The organism is Actinomadura sp. SCN-SB, assembly GCF_043906805.1.
Classification (GTDB): domain Bacteria; phylum Actinomycetota; class Actinomycetes; order Streptosporangiales; family Streptosporangiaceae; genus Spirillospora.
This window is the reverse complement of the sequence record NZ_JBIMPP010000012.1, coordinates 92637-109987: the sequence shown is the minus strand read 5'-3', so window position 1 is coordinate 109987 and position 17351 is coordinate 92637. Positions and strand designations below refer to the sequence as shown.

The following is a 17351-nucleotide window of genomic DNA, read 5'->3' as shown; positions in this document are numbered from 1 at the left end:
CCCTAGGAGCCGGCGCGCTCGACGACCGCGGCCCACTCCTCCAGGACCTCCTGCGCGGCGTCGTCGTCCGGCCCCTCGGCCCACAGATGGGTGACGGCCTCCGCCGGGTCGGGCAGGACGAGCACCCAGCGCCCGTCGCCCTCCGTCACCCGCACGCCGTCGGTGGTGTCGATGGCCCGGCCGCCCGCCGCCTCCACCACGTGGCGCATCACGCCGCCCTTGGCCGCCCACGCCGTCGGGACCGAGCGCCGCAGCAGGTGCGCCTCGGGGATGCGGCGGTCGATCTGCGAGAGCGTCAGCCGGGTCCTGGCGACCAGGCCGACCAGGCGCACGAACGCGGCGATCCCGTCCACGGTCGCGCTGAACTCGGGCATCAGGAAGCCGCCCCGGCCGTCGCCCGCGAACACCACGTCCGGGCGGGCGGCCGCCTTGGTGAGCACGTCCTGGGACGTGGAGGTCCACTCCACCTGCACGCCGTGGAACCGGCAGACCTGCTCGGCCACCCGGGTCGTGGTCACCGGCAGCGCGACCCGGCCGCCGCGCCGCTCGGCCGCGACCAGGTCCAGCATCACCAGCAGCGCCCGGTCGTCGCCGATCAGCTCGCCGTTCTCGTTCACCAGCGAGATCCGCTCCCCGACCGGGTCGAACCTGACCCCGAACGCGGCCCGTGAGGACGACACCAGTTCCCCCAGCCGCTGGAGGTCGCGCATCCGCTCGGCCAGCGTCTCGGTCGGGTTGGCCTCGTCCAGCCGGTTGTTGCGGGTGAGCACCTCCACCCCGACCTTGCCCAGCAGCGTCGGCAGCACCAGCGACGCCGTCCCGCCCGCGCAGTCCAGCACGATCTTCAGCCCGGCCTCGCGGACCCCGCTCATGTCGACCCGGCGCAGCAGGTCGCGGGTGTAGGTCTCGATGGTCCTGGCCGGATAGGTCAGCTCGGCGATCTCGCCGGGGAACGCCCGCCGGTACTCCTGCCGCCCGAACACCCGCTCCAGCTTGCGCTGCGCCGCCAGGGACAGGTCGGCGCCGCCGGCGTCCAGGAACATGATGTCGACGCTCTGCGAGTCGCCGGGCGTGGTGCGGATGTAGACGCCGCCGACGCAGTCCTCCCGCGCCGTCTCGAACCTGGCCATCGGCAGCGCGCACGCCTCAAGGTCCTGGACGTCGATCGCGGTGGAGGTCAGCGCGCTGATCATCGCGCGCTTGAGGGTGCGGGCGGCGCGCGAGGCGTCGCAGCCGGTCACCACGGCGGCGCCCTTGCGCAGCGTGGTGGCGTACGCGCTGGCCAGCCGGACCGCCAGCTCGGGAGTGATCTCCACGTTGATCAGCCCGGACACCCCGCGCGGCCCGAACAGGGTGCGCTGCCCCCGCGACTCCCAGATCACGCTGGTGTTGACCACCGCGCCGGCCTCGACGGTCTTGAACGGGTACACCTTGACCTGGCTGGACACGTACGCCTCGGCCTCGATCACGCACTCGTCGCCGACGATCGCGCCCTCCTCGACCCGCGCGCCGGTCATGATGTCGGTGTTCTTGCCGATCACGCAGCCGCGCAGGTTGGTGGACGGCGCGATGAACACGTTGTCGTGGACGACGGCGCGGTGCAGGAACGCGCCCTCCTTCACCACCACGTTGCTGCCCAGCACGGTGAACTCGCGCAGCTCCACCCCTGGCTCGACCTTGGCGTAGTCCCCGACGTACAGGGGGCCCTTGAGGACGGCCTCGGCGTCGACCTCGGCGCCCTCCCCCACCCACACGCCCGGTGACAGCTCGAAGCCGTGCAGGTCGACGTCGACGAGGCCGGAGAGCATGTCGGCCTGTGCCTTCATGTAGCTGGCGTGGGTGCCGACGTCCTCCCAGTAGCAGTCGGCGACGTACCCGTACAGCGGGGCGCCCTCGGCCAGCAGGCCGGGGAACACGTCGCCGGACCAGTCCACCGGCGTGCCCTCGGCGACACGGCCGAGCACCTCCGGCTCCATGACGTAGATGCCGGTGTTGACGGTGTCCGAGAACACCTGCCCCCAGGTGGGCTTCTCCAGGAACCGCCGGACGCGGCCCCGTTCGTCGACGATGATGATCCCGAACTCCAGGGGGTTGGGCACCCGCTTGAGCCCGATCGTGACCAGCGCGCCGTTCTCCTCGTGGAACCGCACCATGTCGGTGAGGTCGATGTCGGTGAGCGCGTCCCCCGAGATCACCAGGAAGCGGTCGTCGCGCAGCGCCTCCGCCGCGTTGCGCACGCTGCCCGCCGTGCCCAGCGGGACCTCCTCGGTGGCGTAGCTGAGCGCCATGCCGAGCTCCTCGCCGTCGGCGAAGTAGTTGCGGATCAGCGCCGCCAGGAACTGGACGGTCACCACCGTCTCGGTGAACCCGTGCCGCTTGAGCAGCCGCAGCACATGCTCCATGATCGGCCGGTTGACGAGGGGGAGCAGGGGCTTGGGCTGGTTGGCGGTCATCGGACGCAGCCGCGTCCCCTCCCCGCCCGCCATCACGACGGCCTTCATCTGGGGGTCTCCGCTCCCTTCTGATCGCCTGCCGGGCCGGCCTCCGCCGGGCCCGGCGGCCCGGGGGACGCGGCGCGGTCGGCCGTCCACAGCCGCCTGGTCTGCTCCCAGTAGAGGAGGGCCGCCCACCAGTACAGGACCGTCCCCCAGACCGCGAAGGACCAGCCGATCACCTTGGCGGCCGTGGCCACACCGCCGTCGTGGTCGCCCAGCAGCAGCAGCGGGAACGCGTACAGCAGGCACAGCGTGGCGGCCTTGCCGGCGAAGTGCACCGGCAGCGTCCCCGAGTAGCCGAGCCGGCGGATGATCGGGGCGATCGGGACGATCGCCACCTCCCGGCCCACCAGCACGAGCACCAGCCAGAGGGGGATGATGTCGCGGACGGTGAGCCCGATCAGCGTGGCCAGGATGTAGAGCCGGTCGGCGGCCGGGTCCAGGACCACGCCGAGCCTGCTGGTCTGGTCCAGCATCCGGGCGAGCTTGCCGTCGAGCCAGTCGGAGAGGCCGGCGAACACCAGCACGCCCAGCGCCCACCAGTCGGCCTCGATCAGCACCAGCCACAGGAACAGCGGGACGCCGAACAGCCGCGCGAAGCTCAGGACGTTCGGAACCGTCCAGATCCGGCCCGACACGTACTCGGCCAGCGGCGCGGTCCGCTGCTCGCGGCCCGGCTCCGGCGGCCCTCCGACATCAGGACTCACTGACGCGTTCGCCTCCCCTGTCCCCCAATGCCCTTGACCCTACCGTCAGGGTCCGGTGATGCCCGGGGTAGCCTGCGGTGCATGCGATGGACGTTGCACGGGGAGACCTGCGTCTATCGCAGCCCCTGGATGAACCTGTGCCTGGCCGACGTGGAACTGCCCGACGGGCGCCGGTTCGACCACCATCTGGTGCGGGTCCGCGACGCCGCCGGAGTGGTCGCGCTGGACGGCGAGGGGAGGGCGCTGCTCATCTGGCGGCACCGCTTCATCACGGGCCGGTGGGGGTGGGAGATCCCCGGCGGCCGGGTCGAGGAGGGCGAGGAGCCCGAGCACTCCGCGGCGCGTGAGCTGCTGGAGGAGACGGGCTGGCGTCCCGGCCCGCTGCGGCACCTGTTCGACGTCCCGGCCTCGCCCGGCCTGCACGACGGGGTGCACCACCTGTACGCGGCCGACGGCGCGGAGCGCGTCGGGGATCCGACCGACGTGGAGGCGGAACGGATTGAGTGGGTGCCGCTCGCCTCCGTGCCCGCGCTGGCGGCCCGTGGCGAGATCGGCTCCTCCTCCAGCCTCGCCGCGCTGCTCTACCTGCTGGGCGGGAACGGGCGGTAGGCCGCGGCGGCGTCCATGATCGGGTGTGGACGGCGGGGCGGCCGCCGGGTTACGGTCGAGACGAAGATCGCGGGGGCCCGGCGAACCGGGCTGAGATAGCGGCTGAGACGGCCGCTGACCGCTGGAACCTGACCGGGTAATGCCGGCGTAGGGAGAGATCCAGTGATGACCGAGCACGGCTCTGTTCAGCACGCCCGAAAGACGTACCTTCCCGGCTCGCGGGACGATCTGCGGGTGCCCATGCGGGAGGTGCCGCTGAGCAACGGGGGCGCGGTGGTGCTGTACGACACCTCCGGCCCGTACACCGACCCCTCGTACGAGGCCGACGTGCGGCGCGGGCTGCCGCCGCTGCGTGAGGCGTGGATCGCCGAGCGCGGCGACACCGCCGAGTACGAGGGCCGGGCCGTCCGTCCCGAGGACGACGGCAGGCGATCGGGTGACCCGTTGCGGAACGAGGCGAGGTTCCGTGAACGCAGACCGCGCAAGGCGACCGGCGGCGCGGTGACGCAGCGCGCCTACGCGATGCGCGGCGAGATCACCCCGGAGATGGAGTTCGCGGCGCTGCGCGAGGGCGTCGAGCCGGAGTTCGTGCGGTCCGAGCTGGCCGCGGGCCGGGCGGTGCTGCCCGCCAACGTCAACCACCCCGAGATCGAGCCGATGGTGATCGGCCGGAACTTCCTGGTGAAGGTGAACGCCAACATCGGCAACTCGGCGGTGGCGTCCTCCATCGAGGACGAGGTGGAGAAGCTGACCTGGGCGATACGGTGGGGCGCCGACACGGTCATGGACCTGTCCACCGGCCGTGACATCCACACCACCCGCGAGTGGATCCTGCGCAACTCGCCGGTGCCGGTCGGCACCGTCCCGCTGTACCAGGCGGTGGAGAAGGTCGGCGGCGACCCGGCCGAGCTGACCTACGAGGTGTTCCGGGACACCGTGATCGAGCAGGCCGAGCAGGGCGTGGACTACATGACCGTGCACGCGGGCGTGCTGCTGCGGTACATCCCGCTGACCGCGCGGCGCAAGACCGGGATCGTGTCCCGGGGCGGTTCGATCATGGCGGCCTGGTGCCTGGCCCACCACCGCGAGAACTTCCTCTACACCCATTTCCGGGAGCTGTGCGAGATCTTCGCCGCCTACGACATCACCTGGTCGCTGGGCGACGGGCTGCGCCCCGGCTCCATCGCCGACGCCAACGACGAGGCGCAGTTCGCCGAGCTGCGCACGCAGGGCGAGCTCACCGCGATCGCGGCGGAGTTCGGCACCCAGGTCATGAACGAGGGCCCGGGCCACGTCCCGATGCACAAGATCAAGGAGAACGTGGACCTGCAACAGGAGCTGTGCGGCGGCGCGCCGTTCTACACCCTCGGCCCGCTCACCACCGACATCGCGCCCGGGTACGACCACATCACCTCGGCGATCGGCGCCGCGATGATCGGCTGGCACGGCACCGCGATGCTCTGCTACGTCACGCCCAAGGAGCATCTGGGGCTGCCGGACCGGGAGGACGTCAAGGCCGGCATGATCGCATACAAGATCGCCGCGCATGCCGCCGACGTGGCCAAGGGGCATCCGGGCGCTCAGGCGTGGGACGACGCGCTGTCGGACGCCCGGTTCGAGTTCCGCTGGGAGGACCAGTTCAACCTGGCGCTGGACCCGGAGACGGCCCGCTCGTTCCATGACGAGACGCTGCCGGCCGAGCCCGCCAAGACCGCGCACTTCTGCTCGATGTGCGGCCCGCACTTCTGCGCCATGAAGATCACGCAGGATGTGCGCGCGTACGCGGCGGCGCGCGACCTGGACGAGCGCGAGGCGCTGGAGGAAGGGATGCGGGCGAAGGCCGCCGAGTTCACCGCGTCCGGCGGGCGGATCTACCTGCCGGTGACGTCCGCGGACTCCTGAGCCGTCACCGGGCCGCCGCCACGCCTCCGCGAGGGGACGTGGCGGCGGCCCGGGAACGTGGCCGGGTTCGGCCCGCGCCGCCCGTACCGCCACCCATCGTCCTGCCGGAACGACGCACCGTGACCATCGGCTTCCATGTCGATCTCTTCTGCCCGGGACGGCTACGCGAACGCCCCAGATCCGGGAGAGTATGAAGCGGCGCCGCCCGACGCGGCGCGCGAACCTTCGGTCTGGACGGGTGGTGGTACCGGTGGACTCGCCAGGACCCGCGGTCGCCCGCGACGAGGAGCTGCGGGCCCGGCTCGCCGCGGGCGACGAGGAGGCGCTGGCCGAGATCTACGACCTGTTCGCACCCCTGGTGTACGGGCTGGCGCGGCGGGTGACGGCGGACGCCGAGGCGGCCGGCGACGTGACGCAGGAGGTGTTCGTCGGGCTCTGGGAGCGGCCGCTGTCGTTCGACCCGGCGAAGGGCTCGCTGCGCACGTGGCTGGCGACGCTGGCGCACCGCCGGGCGGTCGACTGGGTGCGCAGGGAGAGCCGGCACCGGCGGCCGCCGCCGTACCTGGAGCGGGAGGGCAACGGGCATCCCACGGTCGAGGAGGTGGTCGTCGAGGGCGAGCTGGCCCAAGGGGTCCGCCGCGGCCTGCACGCGCTGCCCGGCCCGTTACGCGAGGTGCTGGAGCTGGCCTACTACCGCGGCCTGACCTACCGGGAGGTGGCGGTGACGCTCGGCATCCCGGAGGGGACGGCCAAGTCCCGGATCCGCAGCGCCCTGGCCAGGCTCGCCTCGGACCTCGAACGCGAAGGGCTGAGCACGTGACGGCCCGCGCCATCGGTCACGGCGTCCCCGGGTCGCCGTACCCACTGGTGAATCGGTCGGCGGAAGCGTACCTTCGGAGGGAGGCCGGGCTTGAGCGAGGAAGGACATCCTGACGTGGACAGGGCTCTCGCCGCCTGGGCACTGCACGCGTGCCCTCCCGACGAGGCCGCCCGGATCGACGAGCATCTCGCGTCCTGCCCCGGCTGCGCCGCCGAGGCGGACCGGATGCGCCGCACCGCCGCGCTGCTCGCGGCGGTCACCGAGACGGCCCCGCCCCCTTCGCTGCGCGCCGGAGTGCTGTCGGCCGCGCGCCGCAGGCGCAGGCCCGGCGTCGCCATGGGCCTGTCCCCCGGCCTCGCCGACGCCTACGCCCGCCAGGTGGCCCGGATGGACGACCTGCTGGCCTCGCTGACCACCGACGACTGGCGCGCGCCCGTCGCCAAGTACGACTCCGTGCGGCAACTGGTGGACCACCTCAACCGCAACGACGCCGCGTTCGCCGGCGACCTCGGCCTCGTCGCCCGGGCGCACGACCCCGGCCCGCGCGGCGTCTGGCACGCGCAGGCGGAGGCGGTGCTGCGCGGCGTGTCCGCCGACACGACCCTGCTGGAACGTCCGGCGGCCCTCGCCGTTCCCGGTCCCCGCGTCGTCCGCGCACCGGCGCGCACCGGCCTGGTGCAGCGGACGTTCGAGACCTGGACGCACGCCGACGACATCCGCGCGGCCGTGGGCCGTCCCGCCGAGCCGCCGCCGGGCGAGCACCTGCGGCTGATCGTCGAGATGGCCGTCCCGATGCTGCCGCAGGCGCTGCGCGACACCGGCCGTGCCCGTCCCGGGCGCACGGCGCGGCTCAGGCTGACCGGGCCCGGCGAGGGCGAGTGGCTCGTCCCGATGGCGCCCGGTCCCGCCGGCGCGGGTCCGGGTGCGGAACGTCCCGACGTCACGGTCACGGCCGACGCGGAGGAGTTCTGCCGGCTGGTGGCCAACCGGCGCAGGCCCGAGACGTTCGCGCACGTCACCGAGGGCGACGCGGCGCTGGCGGCCGACCTCCTGCACGCCGCCGCGACCCTGGGCTGCGACTGAGCCGTCCTGAGACGGCGTTTGGATGAGGCGAGTTCGGAAGTTGGCCCTATCCGGCCACTCGCCCATCCGTAACGGGCGGCGGGTCCGAAAGCGGGACGGATGCGGTGCCGGACGAAGGCACCGCCGACCCGCGCAAAGGACACTGCGATGTCACTACTCCTACCCGCCCGGCTCCGCGGCGCGGCCATGCTGGCGGCCGGCGCGGCGCTCGTCGCGAGCGGGCTCGCCGGGCTGCAACCGGGAGCGGCCACGGCCTCCAGCCACCGCGAGGCGCCGCTGATCTCGGGCATGGCCCCCTACGACAACGTGGACGTGTACGCGTTCGTCAGCCCCGACAAGCCCGACACGACCACGCTGATCGCCAACTTCTGGCCCTTCGAGGAGCCCGCCGGCGGACCCAACTTCTTCAAGTTCGCCACCGACGCCCGGTACGAGATCCACGTCGACAACGACGGCGACTCGCTGCCGGAGTTCACCTACCGTTACACCTTCAAGGACACCTACCGGAACCGTAACACCTTCCTGTACAACGTGGGACCCGTCCGCAGCCTGGACGACCCCAACCTCAACTTCCGCCAGTTCTACGACCTGACGCTCATCTCGCGGCGCGGCGGCGCGGTGCACAGCACCCGCACGCTGGCCGGCGACGTGCCGGTGGCGCCGTCCAACGTGGGCAAGGCGTCGATGCCCGACTACCGGGCGCTGCGGCAGCAGGCGATCAAGACGCTGCCCAGCGGCACCGCCACCTTCGCCGGCCAGTCGGACGCGCCGTTCGCGCTGGACCTGCGGGTCTTCGACCTGCTGTACGGCGGCGACCTCAAGGAGGTCGGCAACGACTCGCTGCGCGGCTTCAACGAGCAGTCCATCGCCCTCCAGGTGCCGACCAAGGCGCTGACCAAGCCCGGCCAGCCGATCCTGGGGATCTACTCCTCGGTGTCCCGGCAGAGCGCCTCCGGGCAGTGGCACCAGGTGTCCCGCCTGGGCCACCCGCTGGTCAACGAGGTCGTCATCCCGCTGAAGGACAAGGACAAGTTCAACGCGTCCATCCCGTGGCACGACGCGCAGTTCCTCAAGTACGTCACCGACCCCGAGGTGCCGAAGCTGATCCAGCAGATCTACAACATCCCGGCGCCCAAGACCCCGCGCAACGACCTGGTGCAGGTGTTCCTGACCGGCGTGCCGGGCCTGAACAAGCCGCCGAACGTGCGTCCCGCCGAGCTGATGCGGCTGAACACCTCCATCCCGCCGTCGCCGAACCCCAAGCGGCTCGGCGTGCTGGAGGGCGACAACGCCGGGTACCCGAACGGGCGGCGCCTGCAGGACGACGTCATCGACATCACGCTGCAGGTCGCCGAGGGCGAGCTGGTCGGCAACAAGAACGACCTCGGGGACGCCGTCAACGCCAACGACGTGCCGTTCGAGAAGAGCTTCCCCTACGTCGGGCTGCCGACCTCCGGGTCGGACGTCCGCGGCGGCAAGCCGATGAGCGGTGCCGGCAGCGGCTCCGGGGGCGGCGGCAAGGCCAAGCCCGCCGGCGCCACGATGATCAACGGCGGGAACGTGGCGAACAATTCGCCGGCCGATGAGGACGGCGGCTCGCCGGCGATCCCGCTGCTGGCGATCGGCGCGGGCGCGGCCTTCGTCACCGGCGGCGGGCTGCTGTGGTGGCGCCGCCGCGGCATGGCGGGCTGACAACCCCCGTCCACGGCATCCCGATCCGATCCGAGAGAACGGCGGCCGGGCCGCGTGCCCCGTGCGCGGCCCGGCCGTCCGGAGGACCTCCCCCATGACTCGTCTCGCCCTGGCGCGCCTGCTGACGGGCGGCCTCATCCTCGCGATGGTGGCCGGGCTGACGCTGGCCGCCGCCATCAAGCCCCGCGACGACGCCCCCGCGTCGCAGAACACGGCCGTGACCGGGTCCGTGGAGCAGGTCTCCGCGTCGACGCTCAGCGCGAGCATCGGCCGGTTGCAGCGCCATCTGCGCGAGCAGCCCAACGACGCCCGCGGCTGGGCGGCGCTCGGGCTGGCGTACGTGGAACGCGCCCGGACCACCGCGGACTCGTCCTACTACCCCAAGGCCCAAGGGGTGCTCGACCGGTCGCTGAAGGTGGCGCCCGAGGACAACGACACCGCCTACGCCGGCCTGGCCGCGCTCGCCGCGGCACGGCACGACTTCACCAAGGCACTCGCGCACGCCGACCAGGCCCTGCGCATCAACCCGTACAACGCGCGGGCGCTCGCATCCCGTGTCGACGCGCTGGTCGAGCTGGGACGCTACGACGATGCGCTGAAGGCCGCGCGCAAGGCCGACACGACCTCACCGGGGATCCCGGCGTTCACACGGCTGGCGTACGTCGAGGAGCTGCGCGGGCGGACCGGTGAGGCGCGGCGGATCCTCAACCTCGCCGCACGCGCGGCGACCGACCGGGGCGACCTCGCCTACGTCCGTACCCGGCTCGGTGAGCTCGCCTTCGCCCAGGGCGACCATGCCGCGGCGGGACGGGAGTTCGCCACCGCGCTCAAGGCCGACCCCGCGGACCTGGCCGCGCGCATCGGGCAGGCCCGCGTGCTCGCGGCGACCGGCGACCTGGCCGGCGCGATCAGGGAGCAGGAGTCCGTCGTCGCCCGCGCCCCGCTGCCCGGCCACGTCACCCTGCTCGGCGAGCTGTACGAGGCGCGCGAGCAGCCGGACAAGGCGCGGCAGCAGTACGCCGTCGCCGGGACGTGGGCCACGCTCGCGCAGGCCAACGGCGTCACACCCGACCTGGAGACGGCCCTGTACGCGGCCGACCACGGCGACAAGGCGGCGGCGCTGCGCGCGGCCCGGGCCGAGTGGAAGCGGCGGCGCAGCGTGCACGTCGCGGACGCGCTGGCCTGGGCGCTGCACGTCAACGGCCGCGACACGGAGGCCCTCGGGTACGCGCGCCGGGCGCTGCGCCACGGTTACCGGGACGCCACCTTCCTGTACCACCTCGGCATGATCGAGAAGTCGCTGGGCCGCCGCGCCGACGCGCGCCGCGACCTGGCGGCGGCGCTGCGGCTCAACCCGGCGTTCTCCGTCCACCACGCGCCACCGGCCCGCGCGGCGCTGGCCGACCTCGGCGGAGGCGGGAAGTGATCACGGCACTGGCGGTGGCGGGGGCGATCGCGGTCGCGCCGGTCGCGCACCCGCTCGGCAACTTCACGGTCAGCCGGTACGACGGCCTGATCGCCGCGCCGCGGGAGCTGCGCGTCGACCACGTCCAGGATCACGCGGAGATCCCCGCGTCGCAGGTGCTCCGCACGACGGCCGACCTGCCGCGCTGGGCATCGGCGGAGTGCTCGGAGGCCGCCGCGTCGTTCCGCGTGACGGTGGACGGGCGCCCGGCGGCGGCGACCGTCCGCACGGCGTCGGCGCGCGAGCTCACCGGGCAGGCCGGGCTGCCGACCCTGCGGCTGGAGTGCGGCATCGCCGTCCCGTACGGGGAGGGCTCCCACCGGATCTCCTTCCGGGACGAGGGCGCGGCCGGGCGGCTCGGCTGGCGCGAGGTCACGGCGGCGGGCGACCGGATGACGCTGACCTCGTCCAACGTGGCCCGCACCTCGCGCAGCGGCCGTCTGACCTCCTACCCGGAGGATCTGCTGGACTCGCCGCCCGACCAGCGGGGCGCCGAGCTCACCGTCCGCGAGGGCGGGCCCGCGCTCGGGCAGGGCGCCCGCGAGGGGACCGACCGGATCCTGCCGAACGACGCCTCCTTCACCGAGCTGGTGAGCCGGCACAGGCTCACACCGGCGTTCGCGCTGCTCGCGCTGCTCATCGCGCTGGGCCTGGGCGCCCTGCACGCGCTGGCACCCGGCCACGGCAAGACGATCATGGCGGCGCAGGCCGCCGGGCAGGGGCGCCGTTCCAAACGGGACGTGCTCACGCTCGGGCTGACGGTCACGGTGACCCACACCGCCGGGGTGCTGGCGCTCGGGTTGCTCGTCGCGAGCGGTTCCGCGTTGGCCACTCCCGCCCTGTTCCCCTGGCTGGGGGCGGTCTGCGGGACGGTCGTGGCGTTCGCCGGGATCACCCTCCTGCGCCGTGCCCTCCGCACGTCCCAGCGTCACCACGCGCACGGCCACGGTCATGGTCATGGACACGGTCATGGGCACGGACACGGACACGGACACGGCCATGGGCACGGTCAGGAGGATGGGCGCGGGCGTAGGAACGTGCTGCTGATGGGGTTCGCGGGCGGGCTGATGCCGAGTCCTTCGGCGGTCGTCGTGCTGCTCGGTGCGAGCGCCCTCGGGCACGCCTGGTTCGGGCTGCTCCTGGTGCTCGCGTACGGGATGGGCCTGGCGATCACGCTGGTGGCGATCGGGATGCTGGTGACCGGCACCGGGCGACTGCTGGCCCGCCGCATCCCCGCGCTGGCGGCCAGGGTACGGGCCGTGCCGGCGCTGCTGCCCGCCGGCACGGCCACCATGGTCATCCTGCTCGGCCTCGGCCTGACCGCGCGCAGCCTCGCCACCCTCGCCGCCTGAGCGGCCGGCCCGCCGGTCGGCGGCGTTCCGTGGTGCGCGCCGATCGCCGGTGAGCGCGGCGGGAACCACCGCCCGCGCGGTGTCGTTTCTCAGCAGAACGGGTCCCGATCGGTATGACATGATGCGGGGCACACCGGACCTAGCGCGACCGACGACGACCTACCGCAAGGAGCGAAATGACCATCAAGCCGACCGGGGACGACCTCCACACCGTCTTCGCGCGGTCGGACCTCGGCGGTGATGACAGGCTCGACCTGATGGAGTTCGGACTGCTCCTCGACAGCCTGGGGCTGTCGTGGACGCGTTCGGAGATCCAGGACAGGTTCGAGCGCGCGGACACCGACCGGGACGGTTTCATCTCGTTCGCCGAGCTGCGCGTCCTGCTGGAGGCGCAGGGATGGGCCCCGGGCGGCGTCCGCTTCGCCCGGGGGTGACCGGCGGCCCCGGCCGGGGGCGGCCCGCCCGCCGGGCCGGGAGCCGGTGTCACACGGCGCGGCCGCGCATCCTGCGGTAGGCGCGCACCAGCGCGGCGGTGGACGGGTCGGGCACCGCGTCGGCGGACGGCGGCTCCGCCGAGGTCAGCGCGGGCGTCAGATCCTGGGCCAGGACCTTGCCGAGCTCCACGCCCCACTGGTCGAAGGAGTCGATCCCCCAGATCGTCCCCTCCACGAACACGATGTGCTCGTACAGGGCGATCAGCTGCCCCAGCGTGGACGGCGTCAGCCGGGGCGCCAGGATCGTGCTGGTCGGGCGGTTGCCCGGCATCACCTTGTGCGGGACGAGGTCCGCGGGCGTCCCCTCGGCGGCGATCTCCTCGGCGGTCCGGCCGAACGCCAGCGCCGAGGTCTGCGCGAACAGGTTGGCGGTCAGCAGGTCGTGCATGCCGCCCCCGTCGGCCTGCACGTCGGTGAACGGCTCGGCGAACCCGATGAAGTCGGCGGGGACCAGCCTCGTCCCCTGGTGCAGCAGCTGGTAGAAGGCGTGCTGGCCGTTGGTGCCCGGCTCGCCCCAGAAGATCGCGCCGGTCTGCGCGACCACCGGGGCGCCGTCCGCCCGCACCGACTTGCCGTTGGACTCCATGGTCAGCTGCTGCAGGTACGCGGGGAAGCGCGCCAGGCGCTGGCTGTAGGGCAGCACGGCACGGGTCTGGGCGCCGAAGAAGTCGGTGTACCAGACCCCCAGCAGGCCCATGATCACGGGAAGGTTGGCCTCGAACGGGGCGGTGCGGAAGTGCTCGTCGATCGTGTGGAACCCGTTCAGCATCTCCCGGAACCGCTCCGCGCCGATGGCGATCATCAGTGACAGCCCGATCGCGGAGTCCATCGAGTACCGGCCGCCGACCCAGTCCCAGAACCCGAACATGTTGGCGGTGTCGATGCCGAACGCGGCGACCCGCTCGGCGTTGGTGGACACCGCGACGAAATGCCGCGACACCGCCTTCTCGTCCCCGAGCCGGTCGACCAGCCAGGCGCGCGCCGCGCGGGCGTTGGCCAGCGTCTCCAGGGTGCCGAACGTCTTGGAGCTGACGATCACCAGGGTCTGCTCCGGGTCGAGCCCGTCCAGGACGCCGGTCACGTCCGCCGGGTCGATGTTGGAGACGAAGGAGCAGGAGATCCCCGCGTCGGCGTAGTCGCGCAGCGCCTCGTAGGCCATGGCGGGCCCCAGGTCGGAGCCGCCGATGCCGATGTTCACGACGCTGCGGATGGGCTTGCCCGTGAAGCCCGTCCACTCGCCCGAGCGGACCCGTCCCGCGAAGTCGGACATCGTGTCGAGGACGGCGTGCACGTCGGCGACCACGTCCTGGCCGTCCACCGTGAGCCGCGCGTCCCCGGGCAGGCGCAGCGCCGTGTGCAGGACGGCGCGGTCCTCGCTGACGTTGATGTGCTCGCCGGAGAACATCGCGCCGATGCGCTCGCGCAGGCCCGCCCGCTCGGCCAGCGCCACCAGCAGCCGCAGGGTCTGGTCGGTCACGCGATGCTTGGAGTAGTCCAGCAGCAGGTCCCCGGCGGTCGCGGTCATCCGCTCGGCACGTCCCGGGTCCTCGGCGAACAGCTCCCGCAGATGCATCCCGGCCAGCAGCGGGTGGTGCTCGGCCAGCGCGGACCACTCGGAGCTCTCGGTGATGTCCATGTCCCCTCAGTCCCCTCATCTCCTCGACGTGCCGGCGGTCCGTTCCCGGGCCGCTCCCCTGTCCTTGCCCGGGCCACCGGCCGCACACCACACGTGATCATAGGAGGGACGCCCGCGGTCACGCGGCCGGTCCGGCGATCCGCTCTACCGCACGGCCATCCGCCGGCCGGCCGGCCCGCGGGGTAGCGCGGGGGGAGCCTGGTCGGGACCCGTACGGGCCAGGGCGCCCTTCCGGTGCAGGCGCAGCAGCGCGGCGCCGGCGGCGAGCGCGGCCGTCACGCTGACCGCCCCGGCCAGCACCAACGCGGCGCGGGGGCCCAGCAGGTCGCACAGGGCGCCCAGCGCGGGACCCCCGGCGGCGCCGGACGCGGCGCCCACCATGCCCTGCGCGGCGATCACCCGGCCGCGCAGCCCTCCGGGGCTGTCGAGCTGCACCCGGGTGCTCACGGTGGTGTCGATCACCACCGCGGCGGCGGCGATCGGCAGCATCAACGCGCCGAACACCGCCAGGTTCGGCGCGACGCCGCTGGCCATCTGGCCGACCGAGCACGCCACCGCCATGACCGGCAGCAGCGCCAGGGAGAGCCGCGAGCGGGACGCGGCGAACAGGCCGCCCAGCACCGTGCCGACCGCGAAGAGCACCGACAGCGCGCCGTACCCTCCGGCGCCGCCGTGCAGCGGGCCGTCGCTCATCGCGGCCATGGTCACCTGGTAGTTGCGGCCCAGGCTGCCCAGGACGAACGCCAGGCCCAGCGTGACCAGCAGCCAGGGCGTCCGCAGGACGTGGCGCAGCCCCGCGACGACCCCGCGCTCGCCCGGCGCCGCCTTGGGCACCTCGTGCAGCTCACGGTGCCGCATCAGCATGAGGGCGGCGAGCACGGCGGCGAAGCTGGCGGAGTTGGCCGCGAACGCTCCCGGCACCCCGACCACGGCGATCACCACGCCGGCCATGCTCATCCCGAGGATCCGCCCGCCGGAGCTGAGCACCGAGCCCAGCGACAGCGCGTTCGACAGGTCCTCGGGGCCGACGATCTCCATCCCGAACCGCGCCAGCGACGGGCTGGTCAGCGCGGTGACGGCGCCGGACACGAACGAGATCGCGTACAGGCCCATGGGGCCCGAGGGGTCACCGGCCGCCAGCAGGGCCAGGAGGGCGGACAGGGCCATCTGGGCCGTCTGACCGGCCATCACCACCCGGCGGGAGGGCAGCCGGTCGGCGATGGCGCCGCCCAGCGGGGCGAGCGCGAGCGTGGGCACCGCCTGCAGGAGCAGGCCCAGGCCCACGCTCGTGGCCGAGTGGGTGATGGACAGGACCAGCCAGTTGAGGGCCAGGACCTGCATCCAGGTCCCGGTGACCGAGATCAGGTCGGCCGCCGCCCACAGCCGGTAGTTGTGGTGGCGGAGGGAGCGCAGCATGGCGGGGAGAGCCAAGGTTTGGGCTTCTTCCATCGGGGGCAGAACGACAGTTTGAACGTCACGCCTTTTTCTCGACTTCCGGCCAGGCCGGAATATGAGGCAGCTCACTGGCCCGGAGCGGCGGGCGCGGGATGCGGTTTCCCTCGAAACCCATCGGGCACGACCCCCACAAAACCGCAGCTTCTGGGGGAATCGGGCATGAGCATCGCGACGACCAATCCCGCGACCGGGGCGGTGGAGGCGACCTTCGAGGCGCTGAGCGGCACCGAGATCGACGCCCGCCTCGAACGCGCCCGCGAGGCGTTCGCCCGGCAGGGCTCCACCACGATCGAGGAGCGCGCCGGCTGGATGGAGGCCGCCGCCGGCATCCTGGACGGCGAGGCCGACCAGATCGCGGCCATGCTGACCACCGAGATGGGCAAGACGATCAAGGCGGCGCGGGCCGAGGCGCGCAAATGCGCCGGCGCGTGCCGCTTCTACGCCCGCAACGCCGCGCGCTTCCTGGCCGACCGCCCCGCCGACGCCCAGGCGGTCGGGGCCGAACGCGCCTGGATCCGCTACCGGCCGATCGGCCCCGTGCTGGCGGTGATGCCGTGGAACTTCCCGCTCTGGCAGGTGATCAGGTTCGCCGCCCCCGCCCTGATGGCGGGCAACGTGGGCCTGCTCAAGCACGCCTCCAACGTCCCCAGGACCGCGTTGTTCCTGGAAGAGCTGTTCCGCCGCGCCGGCTTTCCCCCGGACGCCTTCCAGACCCTGCTCGTCGGCTCCGGCCAGGTCGAACGGATCATCCGTGACCCGCGCGTCAAGGGCGCCACGCTGACCGGCAGCGAGCCCGCCGGACGCTCGGTCGGGGCGACCGCCGGGGCCGAGATCAAGCCGAGCGTCCTGGAACTGGGCGGCAGCGACGCCTTCGTGGTCATGCCCTCCGCCGACATCACCCGCGCCGCCGACGTCGCCGCCACCTCCCGCTGCCTCAACAACGGGCAGAGCTGCATCTCCGCCAAACGGTTCATCGTGCACACCGACGTGTACGAGGAGTTCGAGCGCCGCTTCGTCGACAACATGCGGGCCCGGCGCGTCGGCGACCCCATGGACGAGTCCACCGACATCGGGCCGCTGGCGTCCGAGCAAGGCCGGTCCACGATCGAGGAGCAGGTGGCGGACGCGGTCGGCTCGGGCGCCACCGTCCTGTGCGGGGGCCAGCGGATCGAAGGCCCCGGCTGGTTCTACCCGCCCACTGTGATCACCGGGGTCACGCCGGGGATGCGGATGTACCACGAGGAGGTCTTCGGACCGGTCGCCTCGCTGTTCCGCGTCGACGGCATCGACCAGGCCATCGACCTCGCCAACGACACCACCTTCGGGCTCGGCGCCAACGCCTGGACACGGGACGCCGACGAGCAGGAGCGTTTCGCCGACGACCTGGACGCCGGCCAGGTCTTCATCAACGGGATGGTCACGTCCTTCCCCGACCTGCCGTTCGGCGGCACCAAACACTCCGGCTACGGCCGCGAGCTGGCCGACCTCGGCATGCACGCCTTCTGCAACATCAAGACCATCTGGGCGGGCGCCTGACCGCCCTTCCAGCACCACCCTGAACCGCAGACGCCGCCCGGAAGCAGGACAGGAGGCGCTGGAACACTCCGCCGCTCCCCCCGCCCCCGGGCGGACGCCTCTCCG

General features: G+C 72.9%; 13 protein-coding genes and 1 riboswitch. Of the genes, 9 read left to right on the top strand and 4 right to left on the bottom strand.

Features of this window, described 5'->3' with window-relative positions:
* Window positions 1-2: 2 nt before the first annotated feature.
* The gene (locus tag ACGWYJ_RS10895) at window positions 3-2501 is read right to left on the bottom strand and encodes a sugar phosphate nucleotidyltransferase (protein ID WP_395105698.1); all 2499 of its coding nucleotides are present in this window, start codon (window positions 2499-2501) and stop codon (window positions 3-5) included.
* Window positions 2498-3145 carry a CDP-alcohol phosphatidyltransferase family protein gene (locus ACGWYJ_RS10890; protein WP_395105778.1) on the bottom strand — a complete coding sequence of 216 codons (648 nt, stop codon included), beginning with the start codon at window positions 3143-3145 and terminating at the stop codon, window positions 2498-2500. Before ACGWYJ_RS10890 ends, ACGWYJ_RS10895 begins: the two co-directional genes overlap by 4 nt.
* A gap of 138 nt (window positions 3146-3283) precedes the next feature.
* Between ACGWYJ_RS10890 and ACGWYJ_RS10885 the strand changes: the two genes are divergently transcribed.
* From ACGWYJ_RS10885 to ACGWYJ_RS10850, 8 genes are all read left to right on the top strand, one after another.
* Entirely contained in the window at window positions 3284-3811 is a 528-nt protein-coding gene (locus ACGWYJ_RS10885; RefSeq protein WP_395105696.1) for an NUDIX hydrolase, read from the top strand.
* Window positions 3812-3870: 59 nt separating this feature from the next.
* Window positions 3871-3984, top strand: a riboswitch (TPP riboswitch).
* Window positions 3977-5713 carry a phosphomethylpyrimidine synthase ThiC gene (gene thiC, locus ACGWYJ_RS10880; RefSeq protein ID WP_395105694.1) on the top strand — a complete coding sequence of 579 codons (1737 nt, stop codon included), beginning with the start codon at window positions 3977-3979 and terminating at the stop codon, window positions 5711-5713. Its footprint overlaps the riboswitch before it by 8 nt.
* A gap of 250 nt (window positions 5714-5963) precedes the next feature.
* A complete protein-coding gene (locus ACGWYJ_RS10875; protein ID WP_395105692.1) occupies window positions 5964-6533 on the top strand; it encodes an RNA polymerase sigma factor in 570 nt (189 codons plus the stop codon).
* Between the two features lie 114 nt (window positions 6534-6647).
* Window positions 6648-7616 carry a maleylpyruvate isomerase family mycothiol-dependent enzyme gene (locus ACGWYJ_RS10870; protein WP_395105691.1) on the top strand — a complete coding sequence of 323 codons (969 nt, stop codon included), beginning with the start codon at window positions 6648-6650 and terminating at the stop codon, window positions 7614-7616.
* Window positions 7617-7763: 147 nt separating this feature from the next.
* A complete protein-coding gene (locus ACGWYJ_RS10865) occupies window positions 7764-9308 on the top strand; it encodes a DUF4331 family protein (protein ID WP_395105689.1) in 1545 nt (514 codons plus the stop codon).
* Between the two features lie 94 nt (window positions 9309-9402).
* Entirely contained in the window at window positions 9403-10734 is a 1332-nt protein-coding gene (locus ACGWYJ_RS10860) for a tetratricopeptide repeat protein (RefSeq protein WP_395105687.1), read from the top strand.
* The gene (locus ACGWYJ_RS10855; protein WP_395105685.1) at window positions 10731-12125 is read left to right on the top strand and encodes a nickel/cobalt transporter; all 1395 of its coding nucleotides are present in this window, start codon (window positions 10731-10733) and stop codon (window positions 12123-12125) included. The genes ACGWYJ_RS10860 and ACGWYJ_RS10855 overlap by 4 nt, the downstream gene beginning before the upstream one ends.
* A gap of 176 nt (window positions 12126-12301) precedes the next feature.
* Window positions 12302-12559, top strand: a complete 258-nt coding sequence (locus ACGWYJ_RS10850; RefSeq protein ID WP_395105684.1) for an EF-hand domain-containing protein — start codon at window positions 12302-12304, stop codon at window positions 12557-12559.
* 49 nt (window positions 12560-12608) lie between these two features.
* Here the strand turns inward: ACGWYJ_RS10850 and pgi are convergent, their stop codons facing one another.
* Both pgi and ACGWYJ_RS10840 read right to left on the bottom strand, forming a co-directional pair.
* Window positions 12609-14255 (bottom strand): glucose-6-phosphate isomerase, encoded by a 1647-nt coding sequence (gene pgi, locus ACGWYJ_RS10845; RefSeq protein ID WP_395105682.1) that lies wholly within the window; start codon window positions 14253-14255, stop codon window positions 12609-12611.
* 144 nt (window positions 14256-14399) lie between these two features.
* Window positions 14400-15686: an MFS transporter gene (locus ACGWYJ_RS10840; RefSeq protein ID WP_395105681.1), complete on the bottom strand. Its 1287-nt coding sequence runs from the start codon at window positions 15684-15686 to the stop codon at window positions 14400-14402.
* A gap of 183 nt (window positions 15687-15869) precedes the next feature.
* Here ACGWYJ_RS10840 and ACGWYJ_RS10835 point away from each other — a divergent pair, with 183 nt between their 5' ends.
* Window positions 15870-17246 (top strand): NADP-dependent succinic semialdehyde dehydrogenase, encoded by a 1377-nt coding sequence (locus tag ACGWYJ_RS10835; protein WP_395105679.1) that lies wholly within the window; start codon window positions 15870-15872, stop codon window positions 17244-17246.
* The last annotated feature ends 105 nt before the right edge of the window (window positions 17247-17351 follow it).

What these genes read in the sequence shown, in the direction of transcription:
- ACGWYJ_RS10865 (WP_395105689.1), top strand. Translation starts at nt 7,764, where the DNA reads ATGTCACTACTCCTACCCGCCCGGCTCCGCGGCGCGGCCATGCTGGCG.
- ACGWYJ_RS10885 (WP_395105696.1), top strand. Translation starts at nt 3,284, where the DNA reads ATGCGATGGACGTTGCACGGGGAGACCTGCGTCTATCGCAGCCCCTGG.
- ACGWYJ_RS10860 (WP_395105687.1), top strand. Translation starts at nt 9,403, where the DNA reads ATGACTCGTCTCGCCCTGGCGCGCCTGCTGACGGGCGGCCTCATCCTC.
- pgi (WP_395105682.1), bottom strand. Translation starts at nt 14,255, where the DNA reads ATGGACATCACCGAGAGCTCCGAGTGGTCCGCGCTGGCCGAGCACCAC.
- ACGWYJ_RS10895 (WP_395105698.1), bottom strand. Translation starts at nt 2,501, where the DNA reads ATGAAGGCCGTCGTGATGGCGGGCGGGGAGGGGACGCGGCTGCGTCCG.
- ACGWYJ_RS10850 (WP_395105684.1), top strand. Translation starts at nt 12,302, where the DNA reads ATGACCATCAAGCCGACCGGGGACGACCTCCACACCGTCTTCGCGCGG.
- thiC (WP_395105694.1), top strand. Translation starts at nt 3,977, where the DNA reads ATGACCGAGCACGGCTCTGTTCAGCACGCCCGAAAGACGTACCTTCCC.
- ACGWYJ_RS10835 (WP_395105679.1), top strand. Translation starts at nt 15,870, where the DNA reads ATGAGCATCGCGACGACCAATCCCGCGACCGGGGCGGTGGAGGCGACC.